Source organism: Peribacillus sp. CSMR9, assembly GCF_033141925.1.
Taxonomy (GTDB): Bacteria; Bacillota; Bacilli; order Bacillales; family DSM-1321; genus Peribacillus; species Peribacillus simplex_A.
On record NZ_JAOPHO010000077.1, the window covers coordinates 1 to 15,531 of the forward strand.

The window sequence follows — 15,531 nt, forward strand, 5'->3', positions numbered from 1 at the left end:
GTATCGAATGAGAATTGTCTTTTTTTTAGTTTGATTTACCGTACTAGTTAGAAAAACGTGAGTTTTTCAGCAGCCTCTTCATGAAAGGGCTCTTTTTGCATTATGGACCTTTCCGATAAAATTTTTTTTTGCCGTTCACATTTAAGCGTTTCCATTAGGAGCGGGAATGCAAAAGTTATATGTTAAAATTAGGGTGTTGAAATCAGAAAATATAGATAAAGGAGGGCGAAGAATGGATGTTTATAAAATAGCGGTCATTGCGGGTGACGGAATAGGCCCTGAAGTGATTAATGAGGGTGTTAAGGTCCTAAAAAAAGTGGCTGGGATTGCCGGGGATTTTTCTTTCGAGTTCACATATTTTCCATGGGGATGCGAATATTATCTTGAGCATGGTAAAATGCTGCCCGAAGACGGGCTGGAACAACTTATGAAGTTTGATGCCGTGTATCTTGGGGCGGTTGGTTATCCTGGTGTCCCGGATCATATTTCATTACGTGAGCTTCTGCTGAAAATCAGAAAGCAATTTGACCAATATGTAAATGTTCGACCCGTTAAATTGCTTCAAGGTGCACCTTGTCCATTAAAAGACGTGACACGGGACCAAATCGATATGATTGTCATCCGTGAAAACAGTGAAGGGGAATATTCCGGTGCTGGTGATTGGCTTTTCAAAGGCAAGCCAGAAGAAGTTGTATTGCAGACGGGGGTCTTTTCGCGAAAGGGAACGGAGAGAATCATCCGTTATGCGTATGAACTCGCGCGTAAAACGGGCAGGACGCTAACGAGTATAAGCAAGGCGAACGCATTGAATTATTCAATGGTTTTTTGGGATCAGGTTTTTGAAGAAATCGGGATTGAGTATCCGGAGGTAGAAACGAATTCCTATCTGGTCGATGCGGCAAGCATGTTTTTTGTCAAACAGCCCGAACGATTTCAAATCGTTGTCACCTCCAATTTGTTTGGTGACATCATCACGGATTTAGGTGCTGCCATTGCAGGCGGGATGGGTTTGGCAGCCGGAGCCAATTTAAACCCGGAACGGATTTATCCTTCGATGTTCGAACCGATTCATGGCTCAGCGCCGGATATTGCCCATCAAGGCATCGCCAATCCACTTGCGGCCATATGGTCCGCCAGTCAGATTCTTGATTTCTTCGGGCATGAGGAGTGGGGTGCAAAAGTGTTGGACGTGATCGAAAGGGTGATGGTCGATAAAAGGGCACTGACGCCTGATATGGGCGGGGAAGCCTCTACAGAAGAAGTCGGGGATGAAGTGGTAGCATTATTAGCCGCTTTACAAACAAATCAGGTATAATCATCATGAAAAATGGGCATCCTGCACAATAACTATCATTATAGTAAAAGGGCAGGGGAAAGCCGATGATACAAGTCAAATTATTCGATTATGAGCATGAAAAGGATCTAGAGGATGAAATGAACGTTTTCTTGGAAGACATTCGCGATAATCAAATCGTCGACATCAAATATAATGTCGCCACTACAGGTGAAGAGGAAGAGGAACAGATTTACTGTTTTAGTGCGATGATCATTTATAAAAAAAAATGAAGGCGGGATTCGCCCTATCGTTTTCCGTACATATAAACAATATGAGACTACCTATTGCTGTAAAGCGGGCAAATCAAGGTAGTCTTTTTTCGTGAATGTTCCAAGAAAGTGGATTTCCAGGGGGAAGATTATACGATTTGGGAAGTCAGGATGATGTCGTTTCCCCGCCGTTTACATGAAGTGTTTGTCCTGTCACAAAACGGGAATCATCCGAAGCAAGATAAACAAAGGTGGGAGCCAGTTCAAACGGCTGGCCTTGGCGCTCCATCGGGTTTTCTACTTGTGTCACTTCGTCGGCCGAGCTAAAAAAGAATTTAGTCGGATTACTTTATGTAAACCAGGTAAATGCGGTGCATGAAGAACAGGTTTAGGTACGGGCTCGTTGCCGTGCTGTTGGAATATGCTAATGGATAGGAAAAAAAATTTGGAGGCCTCCATATGCCATATTATTATAGCGAAAATGTGAAGTTGCTATTGGTCGGACAATCGGATGAAAAAGTGGAGTTGTTATATGATTCCAACCCCAATACCTTTGAATTGCCCCTCATAGGGCCAAGACCGCCATATTATTATAACCCGCGTTATGTACCGTATTATCCCGTGATTTAAATACGAACATCAAATTGGGAAAATACATGAAGAACGAGCCTGTTGAATTGGGCTGCTTGGTCTTTCACCGTGTGGACTAAAAGCAGCCCCAATTCGAATCAACAAATCAAAACAGCTGTGGATTTCATCACTATAATTAAGAAAAACTGACTATATTTTTCTATGAATTTTACAAACTTGCTGATAATGGGTAAAGTTAAACGTAATACATAGGAGCAATTGGAGAAAGTGCATCTTATTAATAATTTTGATTTTTATTGTTTTCATGGAGACTTCCATCCTTCAAAAATGCTTGAAAAACATCGATACATATTCTAAAGCGGAATCAACTCGTGCGGACATGGGGCAATGAGGATCAAGTTAGCGAGCGATAGGGGCATATGAGAAATGAATCGATAAATTGATCAATGAACGAGGATTGATTTCTGTCTATGCTTACGATGACTGTAGAGTGCCTGCTGAGCTTAAAATTGACTTGATCAAGCATCATGGGTTCCTGATAACCGATAAAAAAATTACGATTGGTAAACGGATAGAACAAAGGGGTGAGTAATTTGGAAAGTTTTACAGAACGGGTGATTAAGATCATTCAACATATCCCTTCCGGCAAAGTGATGACATATGGTCAAATTGGACAGCTCGCCGGAAGTCAGCAAGGTGCAAGGCAGGTCGTAAGGATCCTTCATTCAAGCAGCAAAAAACATGACCTTCCTTGGCATCGGGTTATCAATGCCAAAGGCGAAATCGGCATAAAAGCAGAGGGAGCCGCAGAACACCAGAAGGCGATGCTGGAGAGTGAAGGGGTCACATTCACGAAGAGGAATACCGTTGACCTCGAAGCTTTTCGCTATCATCCAGAATTTTTCAATGGAAAGCCGGAATAAAAGAGGAAGCGGTCGAATAAATTGCGAGAACGGCCGAATAAAAACGTTATGGGCCGAAAAAAGTAGGAGTACGGTCGATTAAAAGCGCTGTCGGTCGGAAAAAGTGCAAGAACGGCCGAAAAACCTGCGCCAGCGCCTGAACTAATGTCCATCAAGCACTGAATGATTATAAATCGCATAAAAAAGAGGCTGATCCAAACGGATCAGCCTTTTTTAGGAATTATGAACGGGCATACATGGCAGCATTCATTCCGGCGAGTCTTCCGGTTACTAATGCCGAGGTGATATTGTAGCCGCCAGTGTATCCGTGTATATCCAGAATTTCACCGCAAAAATACAGGCCATCCATTATTTTGGATGCCATTTCTTTTGGGTGGATTTCCTTGACGGATACGCCGCCCCCCGTGACGAAGGCTTTTTCTAGCGGCTGGGTGCCATGCACTCCAAATTGGAAGTCCTTGCATAGTTCAGCAAAGCGGCGGATTTTTTCATTTGATATCGTCGCTCCTTGTTCTTGAAGATCGATGCCGCTTCGCTCAAGCAGAAAGTGAAGGTATCGTTCAGGAACTAATCCTTTTAACGTATTTTTAATGGCTTTTTTCGGTTCGGCTTTGATTTCTTTCATGATGTCTTGAAAGACCTCTTCCTTGTTTCGGTCGGGAAGGGCATCGAGTTTCATTGTCACTTCCGATAGGTTCCATTTTTTCATCGCTTTCACGACGAATTGGCTGCACCTTAGAACAGCTGGACCGGAGACGCCGAAATGGGTGAAGAGCATATCCATTTGGTGTGTGATCAGGGCCTTGCCTTTTGGGTTGAGGACACTCAATGAAACATCCCGAAGTGCAAGGCCTTGAAGTGTTCGATCTTTAATGAATGTTTCATGGCTAAGTACGGGAACTTCAGTTGGGAACAATTCGGTAATCGTATGCCCCGCCTTTTTAGCCCATGCGTAGCCATCCCCGGTTGAACCGGTGTGAGGAACTGATTTTCCGCCGACAGCAATCACGACTGCATCTGTGTCAATGGTCTGTCCATCTTTTAACCGGACCCCGCTTGTTTTTCCATGTTCATAGAGAACTTCGGCAACTGGTGAGTTCTTATAAGTCGTAACCTTTAAATTCGACAGGCGCGTCAGTAGGGCATCCACGACACTCTGTGCTTTATCGTTAACTGGGAACATCCGGCCATGGTCCTCTTCTTTTAGAGCCACACCCAATTTTTCAAAGAATTGAATAATGTCTTCATTGTTGAATTCTGAGAAAGCACTGTATAGAAATCGCCCGTTTCCAGGGATATGCTGAATGATTTCATCGATGGAGAGCCTGTTCGTCACGTTGCAGCGTCCGCCGCCCGAGATTGCAAGTTTCCTTCCAAGCTTCTCGCCTTTATCCACTAACAATACATGGGCACCTTTTTCCCCGGCTGCAATTGCTGCCATCAATCCGGAAGGACCGCCGCCAATTACCACTACATCATATTTCAAATTGATCACCACTTTATCATTTTCAGTCCCTTCATTATATAGCAAGAGCCCGTCAGATTGCGAATGTAGAAAAAGAGAAATTATTTGTTTGTGTATTATCTTCGAAAAAGATAAACTTGAGAGTAGTTTTTATAGAAAAATTACTTTATTATGTTAAGATAAAAAGCGTGTGAAACGTAACTGACAGAGGCAGGATGGGATTAGATGTCGTCTAAATTTTTAAAAGGGGCTTTTATATTAACGCTGGGAGCTATTATTTCCAAGATTCTTGGTTTGTTTTATGTCATCCCCTTTGAACATATGGTTGGGAATAAAGGGGCTACCCTCTATCAATATGGATATGTTCCATATACTATTTTCATCAGCTTTGCAACGGCAGGCATGCCGCTTGCTGTTTCTAAATTCATTTCGAAGTATAATGCGCTCGAGGAGTACGCCGTCGGTGAGAAGTTATTTAAATCGAGCCTGAAATTAATGGCTGCCACCGGTTTTCTCGCTTTTTTGATTCTCTATACCATGGCACCGATGTTTACTGGAATCTTTGGAGTCAAGAAGGAAGATGTAGGGGATGTCACGGAGATCATACGGGCTGTCAGCTTCGCCTTGATTTTTGTACCGTTCATGAGTATCATCCGCGGCTTCTTTCAAGGTCATGAAGCGATGGAGCCAACGGCCATATCTCAGGTTGTTGAACAAGTTGTCCGCATCGTGTTCCTTCTGGCCGGTGTGTATGTTGTTTTAAATGTCATGGATGGAGAGTTAGTGAAGGCCATCCAAATGGCTACATTCGCGGCGACGGTCGGGGCTGTCGGCGGTTTAGTGGTGTTATTTTGGTATTGGAAAAAACAAAAGCCCCATTTGGACAGTTTGATGGAGAAAGACCGGGGAACGCTGGAAATTTCCCTGCCTGAGATTTATAAAGAAATATTTCTTTCGTCGATTCCTTTCATATTCGTCGGGATCGCGATGCCAATGTTTCAGTTTGCGGACTTATTGTCTTTCAATAAAGCGATGTCGTCCATCGGATTACAGCATGTCGCGGAAGATGCTCTTGGGGTTTTGAACGTGTATGCCCAGAAACTTGTCGTGATTCCAATGACGCTTGCAACCGGGTTTTCGATGGCACTTCTTCCTTCGGTGACGAAGGCATATGTAAGCGAGGATTCGGAAGAGTTCAACCGCCAGCTGAACCAGGCCTTTCAAATTTTGTTGTTCATTACGATTCCCGCGGTCGTTGGCATGTCGGTGCTGGCCGATCCAATCTATAGTGCCTTTTACAGCCATGACCCGCTTGGAATCAGTGTCCTGAAGGCTTATGCTCCCGTTTCCATCTTATTTGCGCTCTTTTCCATTTCGGCGGCTGTTTTACAAGGGATCAATCAGCAAAAATATACGGTGCTCAGCCTGCTAGTTGGCTTTTTAATCAAATTGAGCTTGAATATCCCGCTGATCAAGTTGTTTGAAACGGAAGGATCTGTTTATGCCACGGCCTTCGGCTACTTGGCAGCTGTCTTGCTGAATTTATATGTCATTACCTACTTTACTGGCTATCGTTATAGCATTACCATCAGAAGATCCGTATTGATCACTGTATTTTCAATCATAATGGGACTGGCTGTATGGGGCATGAACAGTTTATTATCGCTGTGGTTTACAACGGAAGGGCGCTTTCAAGCGATTTTGATCGTGGCCGTTTGTGCAACCTTTGGAGCTCTCATTTTTGCAGCGCTATCCTTAAAAAGCAAACTTGCCCATCGTTTGTTCGGTACCCGGATCGATCGGTTAAAAGCTAAATTAGGATTATAAAGGATAGAAGTTTGATGTGTAAAAAAAAGGGTATGATAAAGTGAATCCCGGATTAAATATTTTGCCTTGCCTGCCATTATAGTGGGCAAGGCCTTTTACTGAAAAGGCTTTAGGAGGAAATGATGAGAATTGATAAGATATTATCCAATATTGGGTATGGAAGCAGGAAAGAAGTGAAAAAGCTCCTGAAATCCGGCGCCGTCAAGGTCAATGAAAGGCTGCTGAAGGATCCGAAAGAACAAGTGGACCCTGATAAGGAAATTGTGACGGTTCATGGTGAACGGGTTGAATACAGGGAGTTCATATATTTAATGATGAATAAACCGCCAGGCGTATTGTCGGCAACGGAAGACAAACACCAAGAAACGGTCATCGATATCTTGGAGCCAGAGGATTCGGTGTTCGAGCCATTCCCTGTGGGCCGTCTGGATAAGGACACAGAAGGTTTATTGCTGATCACGAATGACGGAAAGCTTGCCCACCAACTGCTTTCCCCGAAGAAACATGTTCCTAAAACATATTTTGCCGTCATTGATGGCGAAGTAACGGAACGGGATATCGAGGCATTCCGCAACGGCGTGACCTTAGATGATGGGTACGAGACAAAACCAGGGGAATTGAATATTTTAAAATCAGGACTGACATCGGATATCGAGTTGACGATCATGGAAGGAAAGTTCCATCAGGTGAAGCGGATGTTTGAGGCCGTGGGCAAACGTGTCGTCTACCTCAAGCGCCTTTCCATGGGAAGTTTACAACTGGATGAGGAACTTGAGCTTGGTGAATACCGTGAGTTAACGGCGGAAGAGCTTGAACAGTTAAAGGCGGGCCAACCTGCTGAATGATAAATAAGCATGAAAAAATGAGGCGGACAAATATTGTCCGCCTCAAAGTATTTTTTTTACATATCGATTTTGTTCGGGTGGTCGTTCTTTTTACGATGACATCTTCACCTTTTTACTTGTTGTCGTCCAAAGGCCACGGCTGGGGCTTTGAACAAGGTCATTGTACGCTAAGACATTTAAATCGCGCTGCACAGTTCGAGGAGTGATGCCAAATTCTTCTACAAGCTCTTGAGTAGAAACCGTACCGTTATTACTAATGAACATATAAACGGATTTAATACGGGTTAACATGCGATTTGTTGAAGGTTTCAAAAAATCACTCCTTATTCTTTTCATTGTTATTCTGAACAAATGAAAACAACCGATATGTCGGACAGCATTTCAGCTGTCACTATGTACTTGCTTACCCACCCTATAACTCCTCGGAAACATTTAGAAAAAATAAGATGTCATTAGCTTCATTTTACCCCTTTATAAAAGCAAATTCTATAAAAAGATACCAATTGACTAAATATTACATTTATTATATCAAATTTTAACAAAATTATTCTCTTTACATATATAAAAATTAATAAAGGTTGTGTTGCTCCATTTGTTCATACACATATTTTCCAAAAAAGGATGCTAATTATGCATCAAGAGATGTCATACAACACGAACGTTGACTATGAGGCATATACATGTACTTTACTTAAAAAGGAAATCGTAGTCGTTACGTTTTGTGTCTGATTACAGGAATTGCTTGATGGCTTGCGGTTACGATGTCATAATGAGGTGTTGAGCAATGTAGCCTTTTCATACATGATCTCAAGGAATGTAAATATTAACAAATTCGAGGTAGAGCCGCATGAACGAAAGATTAATGGAGTTTTTATTGCGCGACGAAGTGACCAGACTTTCTGGCGTGAAAAAACAAGTGTATGAATTCATCGTGAGCGAGGAAGATTATCTTGCATCGAAGGCGGACACGGTCGATCAATTCATGAGATTGCTGGTAAAGCATTCTCCGCCCCGGCTTGCAGCCCGTCATTTCAATATGCCTTATGGGGAAATCATTCGTTTCATGAATGAAATAGAAGATGAACTGAATGAGAGATTAGAGGAAAGATGCAAGAAAGTAAAGTGGATGGACTACACGGAAAAGGACCAGCAGGCATTTGTGGAATATCATAGGAAGTTATATCTTTTCGTAAATTAATAAATTGGATTATGAAAATGCCCTCGGTATGAAAGGGCATTTTTTTATTTTTCGGATGAAAATGAATGAATAACTAAAACCCAAAATAGATGTTTGCCGGAACACTTAATAGCAATACAAAGCCATATTCAGTAACGAAAGATAATACCATACGTCTAATTGAATGGAGGTGTATGATGAAGAAAAACATATTGGTTTTCATGTTAATGGTTTGCATTTTTTATTTGTCGGGTTGTGTTAAAACAGAAATCAAAACCGTGACATCCAAAAATCCAGATGCAGAAGAAATATTAAATCTTGATAAAAATGCAGACATTCTCCAATGGGAAAAGATCATTTATAAAACGGATATTGAATGGGTGAATGAGCTTAAACTGACTAAGAACGAATTTGTTGGAGAAATTACAGAGGAATTCTCAAACGATTTCAGTAAATCTTTTAAAGATGGTGTGGCCAATCAATTACCCATAGGAACAAAAATATACACCACAAAAGAGCGAGATGATGTTCTAATCGTTGAATATAACGGGAAAGTAAAGCATTACTTAGCACTTACCGAAGGCTAACTACCCTTAGTCGTCTTAATTAGTGGATGCAAACCCAGATGATAAGCCCAATGCGGATCAAGAAAAAGCAAACAAACAGATATTAGTAAACAGAACACTCTGATATTTCAGAAAACGAAGTTCTGAAAAAGTGGGGCATTTGCAGTAGGACGTGAGACGCCATTGTTGATCATTCCTTCGGTATGGAGATCGATTTGACTGTTTTAAAGGGAATTAAAAGCTCCAGGGCCTAATGGACCCTGGAGCTTTTAAATTATAGTGATTCTTTAATGACCTTCTTGTAATGAAAAACGGATAGGATTCCGAAGATTGAATACAATGCCGTGTATAGTGCCATAACGATGATCATCGGTGTCCAAACTTCGGTCCCGAAAAAGAACCATCCTGATTGGACTGCGAAATAACTGTGAAGCAGCCCGACGATTAAAGGAATACCGAAATTGAAAACTTGTTTTGCTTGGATTCCCTTTAGTAAGTCACCTCTCGTGAATCCCAGTTTTCTTAAGATCGTATAATTGGATTTTTCACCTTCACTTTCATCCATTTGTTTGAAATAGAGGATACAGCCGGATGTGACAAGGAAGGTTAATCCCAAGAAGCCGACGATGAACATGATAAGGCCCATATTCTTCTTCTGGGTGTTGAACATTTCTAACTGGGAATCATTCACATGTGCTTTTTTGAAGCTCATTTTATTGAAAAGATCATTCGCTTTTTCAAGTTCAGCTTTATCCTTCACATCAATGCCGATATTGACAGAGGATACCATTTGGATTTTCGGGTCGACATCCTTTTTCAATCGGTCGAATATCGTTTGGTCTACAATAACAACGGGCAAACCACCGTGCGTGAAGTAATAGTGCAGGAAGGTATCATCTTTTAATCCCATATATGTTAGCGGAATCACTTCATTTTTGCCCTTCAGTTCAATCTTTCCGGAATCCTTCAAGGACATGACCTTTTCCATCATATTGCTGTATCCGCTGAAAAGGGTCTCGTCTTCAGCGAGGTTGATTCCTTTAACGGATTCATCACTGATGACGGGAACGGTCATGATGTTCGGATCGAAGTTCACTTCATCGAGGCTGGTCTCCATTATTTCCTTTACATTGGCATCCACTTGAATGACATCAATCACCTTTTCGTCATAATCAATTTTACTTGCTGTCAATGCTTCTTTGAATGCATTCGCATCTCCCTTATCAGTCATCGAAAAATCGGTGGGGATACTGCTTTGTGCACTCTTCTCCGCAGAGTAGTAGGAGATGTAGCTTAATGATAATAACCCGATCGCCAGAGCGGAAACGGTCGTGATGATCGTCAATAATACCGCATTCGATTTCATCCGGAACATGATGGATGAAAGGGACAATACTTCATTAATGTTCAAATAGCCATTTTTCTTTTTACGGATGATATTAAAGATGAAGCTTACGGATCCTTTATAGAATAGGTAGGTCCCGATGATGACGGTTGCCAGAATGAAGACCATGGCCATGAAAAGCTCGGTCATATCTGAAAAAGCTCCATCGAATAATTTGGCTGAAACAGTATAGCCGGCAATGATCAGGATGATTCCGAATATCCCGATGATCATTTCGAACATCGAAACCTTTTTCACTTTTCCTTCCGTCATTGAAGTCACTCTAAATAATGAAAGAATGGTCTGCCTTTTAATGAAGGCATAATTCATCAACATGATGAAAAGATAGATGGCGCTAAAAACGAGAATGGTTTGAACAAGCGGCTGAAAAGAAAATTGAAGGGTTGCGATCGCCTCGACACCCATTATTTTAAATAAAATCATGATGATTAATTTCGAAGCGGCAAACCCTACAAAGATTCCCAGGAATACGGAACAGAAATACAGGATCAGGTTTTCCATACTCAGGATTCGGAATATCCTGTTCTTGGTCATGCCGATCAATTGGAATAAGCCAATTTCTTTACTGCGCCTTTTTATGAAAATGCTATTGGCATATAAAAGGAATATGGAAACGATCGCAACAAGCAGGATCGATGCAGCCTTGATGGCAGCGGCCCCTTTCACTGTACCCTCCGCTTCATCCAAGGATGGGTCATATTGCAATGTGACAAAAGCGAAATAAAGGGAGGCGCTGAAGACTAGGGCAAACACATACAGATAATAGTTCTTCAGATTCTTTTTCAGATTTCGAAAGATAAGTTGATTAATGCTCATTTTGAACCCCTCCCAATACACCTTGGGTTTTCATGATGTCCTTGAAGAAGACTTGTCTGGTTTCTTCGCCTTTATTCAATTGTGTATAGATTTGTCCATCTTTAATGAAAATGACTCGGCTGCAATAACTGGCTGCCACTGGATCATGGGTTACCATGATGATGGTCGCTTTGCGTTTTTGATTCATTTCGCTCAGTTTGTTCAATAAATCGGAGGCTGATTTAGAATCAAGCGCCCCAGTCGGTTCATCCGCAAAAATGATGCTTGGATCATGGATGAAGGCCCGTGCTGCAGACGTACGCTGTTTTTGACCACCGGAAATTTCATTTGGGTATTTATCCTTCACTTCATATATGCCCAGTTCTTTCGCTACGGTATCAAACTTTTGTGCCGCTTCATTTTTTGGTGTTTTTGTAATGGATAAGGGCAGAAGGATATTTTCTTTGACAGTCAGTGTGTCCAATAAGTTATATTCTTGAAAGATGAAGCCCAGATGGTTCTTCCGGAATTCGGCCAACTTCTTTTCTTTCATACCTGAAATCTCTTTTCCATCGATCGTAATGGTGCCGTTGCTGATTTTATCGATCGAGGAAAGGACATTCAGCAAAGTCGTTTTCCCTGAACCGGATGCACCCATGATGCTTACGAATTCACCTTCTTGTATGCTTATATCGAGACCCTTTAATACTTCTTGTTTATTGAATTTATTTCCATAGCTTTTATGGATTTTTTTCGCTTCTAATATATTCATGTCGATACACTCCTTTTTTTCTATATCCTTATTATAAAAGGCGATGTATTTCTTTTCCTTCGTTTGTCCGAACAAAGAATAAAAGCATGTGACATTTTTGTCACATGCTTGTGATATTCACAAAATCATTTCTTTTTGGGAAGGTCAAGGTAATTGTCGTCCCAGTTCCTAGCTTTGATTTTACAGCAATGGAGATGAATAGAGACTCTGCTGCTTTCTTGGTTAAATATAAACCCATGCCAGTTGCAGCATGGTCACGATGATTTGTCGTGGATGTAAAGCCTTTATCAAATATGCGGGGTATATCCTTTGGGTCGATGCCCCGACCAGAATCCTTCAATTCAAGAATCGTTTGTTCTGCTTGTTCATGGCTGTATATCGTAATATCCGAGTTTTCACTGTATTTAATGGAGTTGGTCAAGAGCTGCCTCATGATGAAGGCCAGCCATTTCGCATCACTAAGCACTTCGGTTACATCCAGCTGTATGTCGAAGCCGATTCCTTTTTGAATGCACCATGATTGCAGCGTTTTAATCTCATCAAAGATTATAGTTTCCAAATCCGTATTCTCAATATACAAATCATTTTCGATGAAAAGAATGCGCCTTTGATGGAGCTGCTGATCAAGAAGTAGGTGAATGCGCAGCCACTCATACGTCAAATGGGATTTCAGCAATTCATCATCCAAGCGGTCAATCATTAGATGCATCGCCGTCAATGGTGTCTTCACTTCATGAATCCAAGATAATAAATCATCCTTCTCCTGCTCTAAAGTCATTTGGCCAATTGCTGCGGATTGCTTCAATATTTCGGTTTGGTTAATGATGCTGTTTTCTATGATTTTTTCGAAAGGGCTTTCTGGTTCTGGTATATTCGATATATCCAGGCTGTCTTCCCGGGCTTCCAAACTTTTATAGAAATACGTTTCTTTTTTATAGCGGAAAATCAAAAAAATACTGAACATGATCAATGATAAAAAAACGATATACAATATTGGCTTTAATGGAATGGCCGAGTCAAGAAAAGCGACAAAGATGATGAATAGATGAAGAAGTATGTAGAATGTGATCCAGCTGAACCTTTCCAAGAAATATTTTCTGATCATTCATTAGCCTCTTCAATTGCGATATAGCCCTGTCCGACCTTCGTTTCGATAAAATGCCCTAAACCCAGTTCATCCAATCTTTTCCGTAAACGGTTCACATTTACTGTAAGGGTGTTATCGCTTATGAAACGTTTATCATCCCATAAGCTATTGATCAATTCTTCCCGGCTTACGATCTTGTTTTTCTGTTCAATGAGCTTTTTCAAGATGAAAATTTCATTTTTTGTCAATTCGATTGAGCCAGTCTCGGCCGATACCGTGTTTTTCTCGTAATCCACTGTTGCACCGCACCAGGTTTTCAATTCGATCTTTTCTGTATTGTAATTATATACCCGGCGAAGGATCGCTTGTATCTTTGCGATGAGTACATCAAAATGAAAGGGCTTCTGGATAAAATCATCAGCGCCAAGCTGCATGGACATCACCATATCGGTAGGGTGATCACGTGACGATAAAAAGATGATGGGAACATTAGAATGGGCACGGATCATTCTGCACCAATGAAATCCATCAAACTTCGGCAACTGTATATCAATGATGACCAAATCAGGTTTTATGTCCGTGAATTCCTGAACCACTTTACTAAAATCGCCAATTCCGTAAATATCATAAGACCATTGCGCCAATCTATCTTTAATTTCATTGAATAAAGTCGTATCATCTTCTATCAATAGTAGTTTAAACAAAGGGTTCACCGCACTTTCCAGCTTTTCTTAAAAGTATATAGTAAAACCATTATAGGTTCTATAGGAGGGGCAAAACTCAAAAAACATTACCGGTTGTATGTAAACCATTATTATATTAGAATTGACAATAACGAATGGAGGAAGTGAATTTATGTCTGATTTTCCTAATTGCCCTGCATGTAATTCAGAATATACATACGAAGACGGAAGTCTTTTTGTTTGCCCAGAGTGCGCCAATGAGTGGACGATTGAATCGGAAACTGAAAATAGTGACCAAAAGATTATCAAAGATGCAAATGGAAATGCCTTGAACGATGGTGACACCGTTACGGTAATCAAAGATCTTAAAGTGAAGGGGAGTTCATCCGTCTTGAAAATGGGCACAAAAGTCAAAAGCATCCGCTTAGTTGATGGAGATCATGATATTGATTGCAAGATTGATGGTTTTGGTGCGATGAAATTAAAATCCCAATTTGTTAAAAAGGTATAAACGCTGTGTTAATGCAACAGAACGGAAATGTTTTTCTATGATTAATTCTGGTAGATATTGAAATTCTACCAGGATTTTTTTAGTTTATGAAAAGTCGATTGAATAACCTCTTCCGAATCATAATAATATTTCGATATATTCCCAAAATAAATACATATAACTTTACTCATTCCCATTAAAGACAAAAGGTTTTCCAACTTCATAGTTCGTCATAATGTGGAAGAAGTTAATTGTCATGATACGCAAATCTTTTGAAATTCACAATTGAAGGAATAGATGTAAAGAAATAGATGGAGAGTTTTCATGGTGGTCAGTTATTTGGTTTGGCGAGGAGCCTTTTGCTCGGCGTTAATATAGGGACTTTTTTGTTACCTTTTTTTTGTAAATGCAGGTTGAAAAGAGGATGAAAACTTCGTAATTGACAAAATACAGAAAATCAAGATATATATTTAAACATTCATTGCTTTCCTGTAAAATAACTTTTATGGCAGAAACTCTGTCAATTTTCTTATCAAATTATTTAGGAAGCTTGAGGGAAACATACATTATGGGTTTTGAAAAAAATCTTGAGAAAAGTTGGAATAATCAACCAAACATAAGTTTAAAAGCGTATTTAAAGAAAATGAAGGGCGAAGCTAGAGATAAAGACAGAATTGATTATATTGATTCCTTTGTTTCAGCTATAGGTGGACTCATTGCTATTATTATCATTAGTTTTGTAGCTGTCTATTTAGGGTATCCTATGGCATTAGCTCCTCTAGGTGCAAGTTGTGTAATCGTATTCGGTTCCCATAAAGGTATCTTGTCTCAACCTCGTAACGTTATTGGAGGACATTTAATTTCTACTATTTCAGCACTTATTATTTGGAGCATATTAGGTAAGAGCCTATTCATTATTGGTCTAGTATTAGCTATTGTATTATTAATAATGACTCTTACAAAAACTGTTCATCCTCCCGCAGCAGCAAGTGCCCTTGTTGCTGTTAATTCTCAAGCTGGATGGGGATTCCTTATTCCGATTGCAATAGGTACGATATTATTGGTTTTTATATCAATGATCTATAATAACTTATTTCAAACAAGACAGTATCCAAAGCACTGGTTATGAGACTAAAAACGTATCTAACTGAAATAATCCATATGATAAGTTATTTAACTAACAGAGATGTTTATTAAGTAAAATAGTAATGTAGTTGTCTAGGAATAAATGAACGTTCTAATTAGTGCTGCAGCTTCTGGTATCGGTAAAATTGCTCTTTTTCATAGGCTGTTTTCACATACTTTGTTGCTATTTACCAGGTAGTGAGTTGTGGTTGATTTCCCCTCCAGATGCTCGCTT

At 40.4% G+C, this 15,531-nt stretch carries 16 protein-coding genes and 1 pseudogene; 10 read left to right on the forward strand and 7 right to left on the reverse strand.

Annotated features, from left to right (window positions below; genetic code table 11):
- Positions 1 to 232: 232 nt before the first annotated feature.
- Positions 233 to 1,315 (forward strand): tartrate dehydrogenase, encoded by a 1,083-nt coding sequence (locus N9I19_RS21405; protein ID WP_317778930.1) that lies wholly within the window; start codon positions 233 to 235, stop codon positions 1,313 to 1,315.
- A 65-nt stretch (positions 1,316 to 1,380) separates the two neighbouring features.
- Complete coding sequence (locus N9I19_RS21410) at positions 1,381 to 1,566, forward strand: sporulation protein Cse60 (protein ID WP_057913195.1); 186 nt, start codon at positions 1,381 to 1,383, stop codon at positions 1,564 to 1,566.
- 145 nt (positions 1,567 to 1,711) lie between these two features.
- On the opposite strand, the pseudogene N9I19_RS21415 reads toward N9I19_RS21410, so the two are convergent.
- A pseudogene (locus N9I19_RS21415) lies at positions 1,712 to 1,867 on the reverse strand (SDR family oxidoreductase); the annotation flags it as partial.
- Positions 1,868 to 2,004: 137 nt separating this feature from the next.
- Here N9I19_RS21415 and N9I19_RS21420 point away from each other — a divergent pair.
- Both N9I19_RS21420 and N9I19_RS21425 read left to right on the forward strand, forming a co-directional pair.
- Entirely contained in the window at positions 2,005 to 2,175 is a 171-nt protein-coding gene (locus tag N9I19_RS21420) for a hypothetical protein (protein WP_167555996.1), read from the forward strand.
- A 554-nt stretch (positions 2,176 to 2,729) separates the two neighbouring features.
- The gene (locus tag N9I19_RS21425) at positions 2,730 to 3,059 is read left to right on the forward strand and encodes an MGMT family protein (RefSeq protein ID WP_081108891.1); all 330 of its coding nucleotides are present in this window, start codon (positions 2,730 to 2,732) and stop codon (positions 3,057 to 3,059) included.
- Between the two features lie 220 nt (positions 3,060 to 3,279).
- On the opposite strand, the gene N9I19_RS21430 is transcribed toward N9I19_RS21425, so the two are convergent.
- Complete coding sequence (locus N9I19_RS21430) at positions 3,280 to 4,545, reverse strand: BaiN/RdsA family NAD(P)/FAD-dependent oxidoreductase (protein WP_061464466.1); 1,266 nt, start codon at positions 4,543 to 4,545, stop codon at positions 3,280 to 3,282.
- 204 nt (positions 4,546 to 4,749) lie between these two features.
- On the opposite strand from N9I19_RS21430, the gene N9I19_RS21435 reads away from it, so the two are divergent.
- Complete coding sequence (locus N9I19_RS21435) at positions 4,750 to 6,351, forward strand: putative polysaccharide biosynthesis protein (protein ID WP_289337187.1); 1,602 nt, start codon at positions 4,750 to 4,752, stop codon at positions 6,349 to 6,351.
- Positions 6,352 to 6,473: 122 nt separating this feature from the next.
- Positions 6,474 to 7,196, forward strand: coding sequence for a pseudouridine synthase (locus tag N9I19_RS21440; RefSeq protein WP_061464464.1), 723 nt, complete (start codon positions 6,474 to 6,476; stop codon positions 7,194 to 7,196).
- Between the two features lie 90 nt (positions 7,197 to 7,286).
- On the opposite strand, the gene N9I19_RS21445 is transcribed toward N9I19_RS21440, so the two are convergent.
- Positions 7,287 to 7,508, reverse strand: a complete 222-nt coding sequence (locus tag N9I19_RS21445; protein WP_034309346.1) for a DeoR family transcriptional regulator — start codon at positions 7,506 to 7,508, stop codon at positions 7,287 to 7,289.
- Between the two features lie 535 nt (positions 7,509 to 8,043).
- Here N9I19_RS21445 and N9I19_RS21450 point away from each other — a divergent pair.
- Together N9I19_RS21450 and N9I19_RS21455 are read left to right on the forward strand one after the other, a co-directional pair.
- Positions 8,044 to 8,394 carry a hypothetical protein gene (locus N9I19_RS21450; protein ID WP_061464463.1) on the forward strand — a complete coding sequence of 117 codons (351 nt, stop codon included), beginning with the start codon at positions 8,044 to 8,046 and terminating at the stop codon, positions 8,392 to 8,394.
- 176 nt (positions 8,395 to 8,570) lie between these two features.
- Positions 8,571 to 8,960 carry a hypothetical protein gene (locus tag N9I19_RS21455; RefSeq protein ID WP_317778931.1) on the forward strand — a complete coding sequence of 130 codons (390 nt, stop codon included), beginning with the start codon at positions 8,571 to 8,573 and terminating at the stop codon, positions 8,958 to 8,960.
- A 253-nt stretch (positions 8,961 to 9,213) separates the two neighbouring features.
- Here the strand turns inward: N9I19_RS21455 and N9I19_RS21460 are convergent, their stop codons facing one another.
- The 4 genes from N9I19_RS21460 to N9I19_RS21475 all read right to left on the reverse strand — a co-directional run bounded on the left by N9I19_RS21460 (position 9,214) and on the right by N9I19_RS21475 (position 13,702).
- Positions 9,214 to 11,160 carry an ABC transporter permease gene (locus N9I19_RS21460; protein ID WP_317778932.1) on the reverse strand — a complete coding sequence of 649 codons (1,947 nt, stop codon included), beginning with the start codon at positions 11,158 to 11,160 and terminating at the stop codon, positions 9,214 to 9,216.
- Positions 11,150 to 11,911, reverse strand: coding sequence for an ABC transporter ATP-binding protein (locus tag N9I19_RS21465; protein WP_089363578.1), 762 nt, complete (start codon positions 11,909 to 11,911; stop codon positions 11,150 to 11,152). Before N9I19_RS21465 ends, N9I19_RS21460 begins: the two co-directional genes overlap by 11 nt.
- A gap of 100 nt (positions 11,912 to 12,011) precedes the next feature.
- The gene (locus N9I19_RS21470; RefSeq protein ID WP_317778933.1) at positions 12,012 to 13,016 is read right to left on the reverse strand and encodes a sensor histidine kinase; all 1,005 of its coding nucleotides are present in this window, start codon (positions 13,014 to 13,016) and stop codon (positions 12,012 to 12,014) included.
- Positions 13,013 to 13,702 carry a response regulator transcription factor gene (locus N9I19_RS21475; RefSeq protein WP_089363634.1) on the reverse strand — a complete coding sequence of 230 codons (690 nt, stop codon included), beginning with the start codon at positions 13,700 to 13,702 and terminating at the stop codon, positions 13,013 to 13,015. Before N9I19_RS21475 ends, N9I19_RS21470 begins: the two co-directional genes overlap by 4 nt.
- 151 nt (positions 13,703 to 13,853) lie before the next feature.
- Here N9I19_RS21475 and N9I19_RS21480 point away from each other — a divergent pair, with 151 nt between their 5' ends.
- Together N9I19_RS21480 and N9I19_RS21485 are read left to right on the forward strand one after the other, a co-directional pair.
- Positions 13,854 to 14,192 (forward strand): zinc ribbon domain-containing protein YjdM, encoded by a 339-nt coding sequence (locus N9I19_RS21480; RefSeq protein WP_061466168.1) that lies wholly within the window; start codon positions 13,854 to 13,856, stop codon positions 14,190 to 14,192.
- A gap of 547 nt (positions 14,193 to 14,739) precedes the next feature.
- Positions 14,740 to 15,300 (forward strand): HPP family protein, encoded by a 561-nt coding sequence (locus N9I19_RS21485; protein WP_317778934.1) that lies wholly within the window; start codon positions 14,740 to 14,742, stop codon positions 15,298 to 15,300.
- Positions 15,301 to 15,531 lie beyond the last annotated feature (231 nt).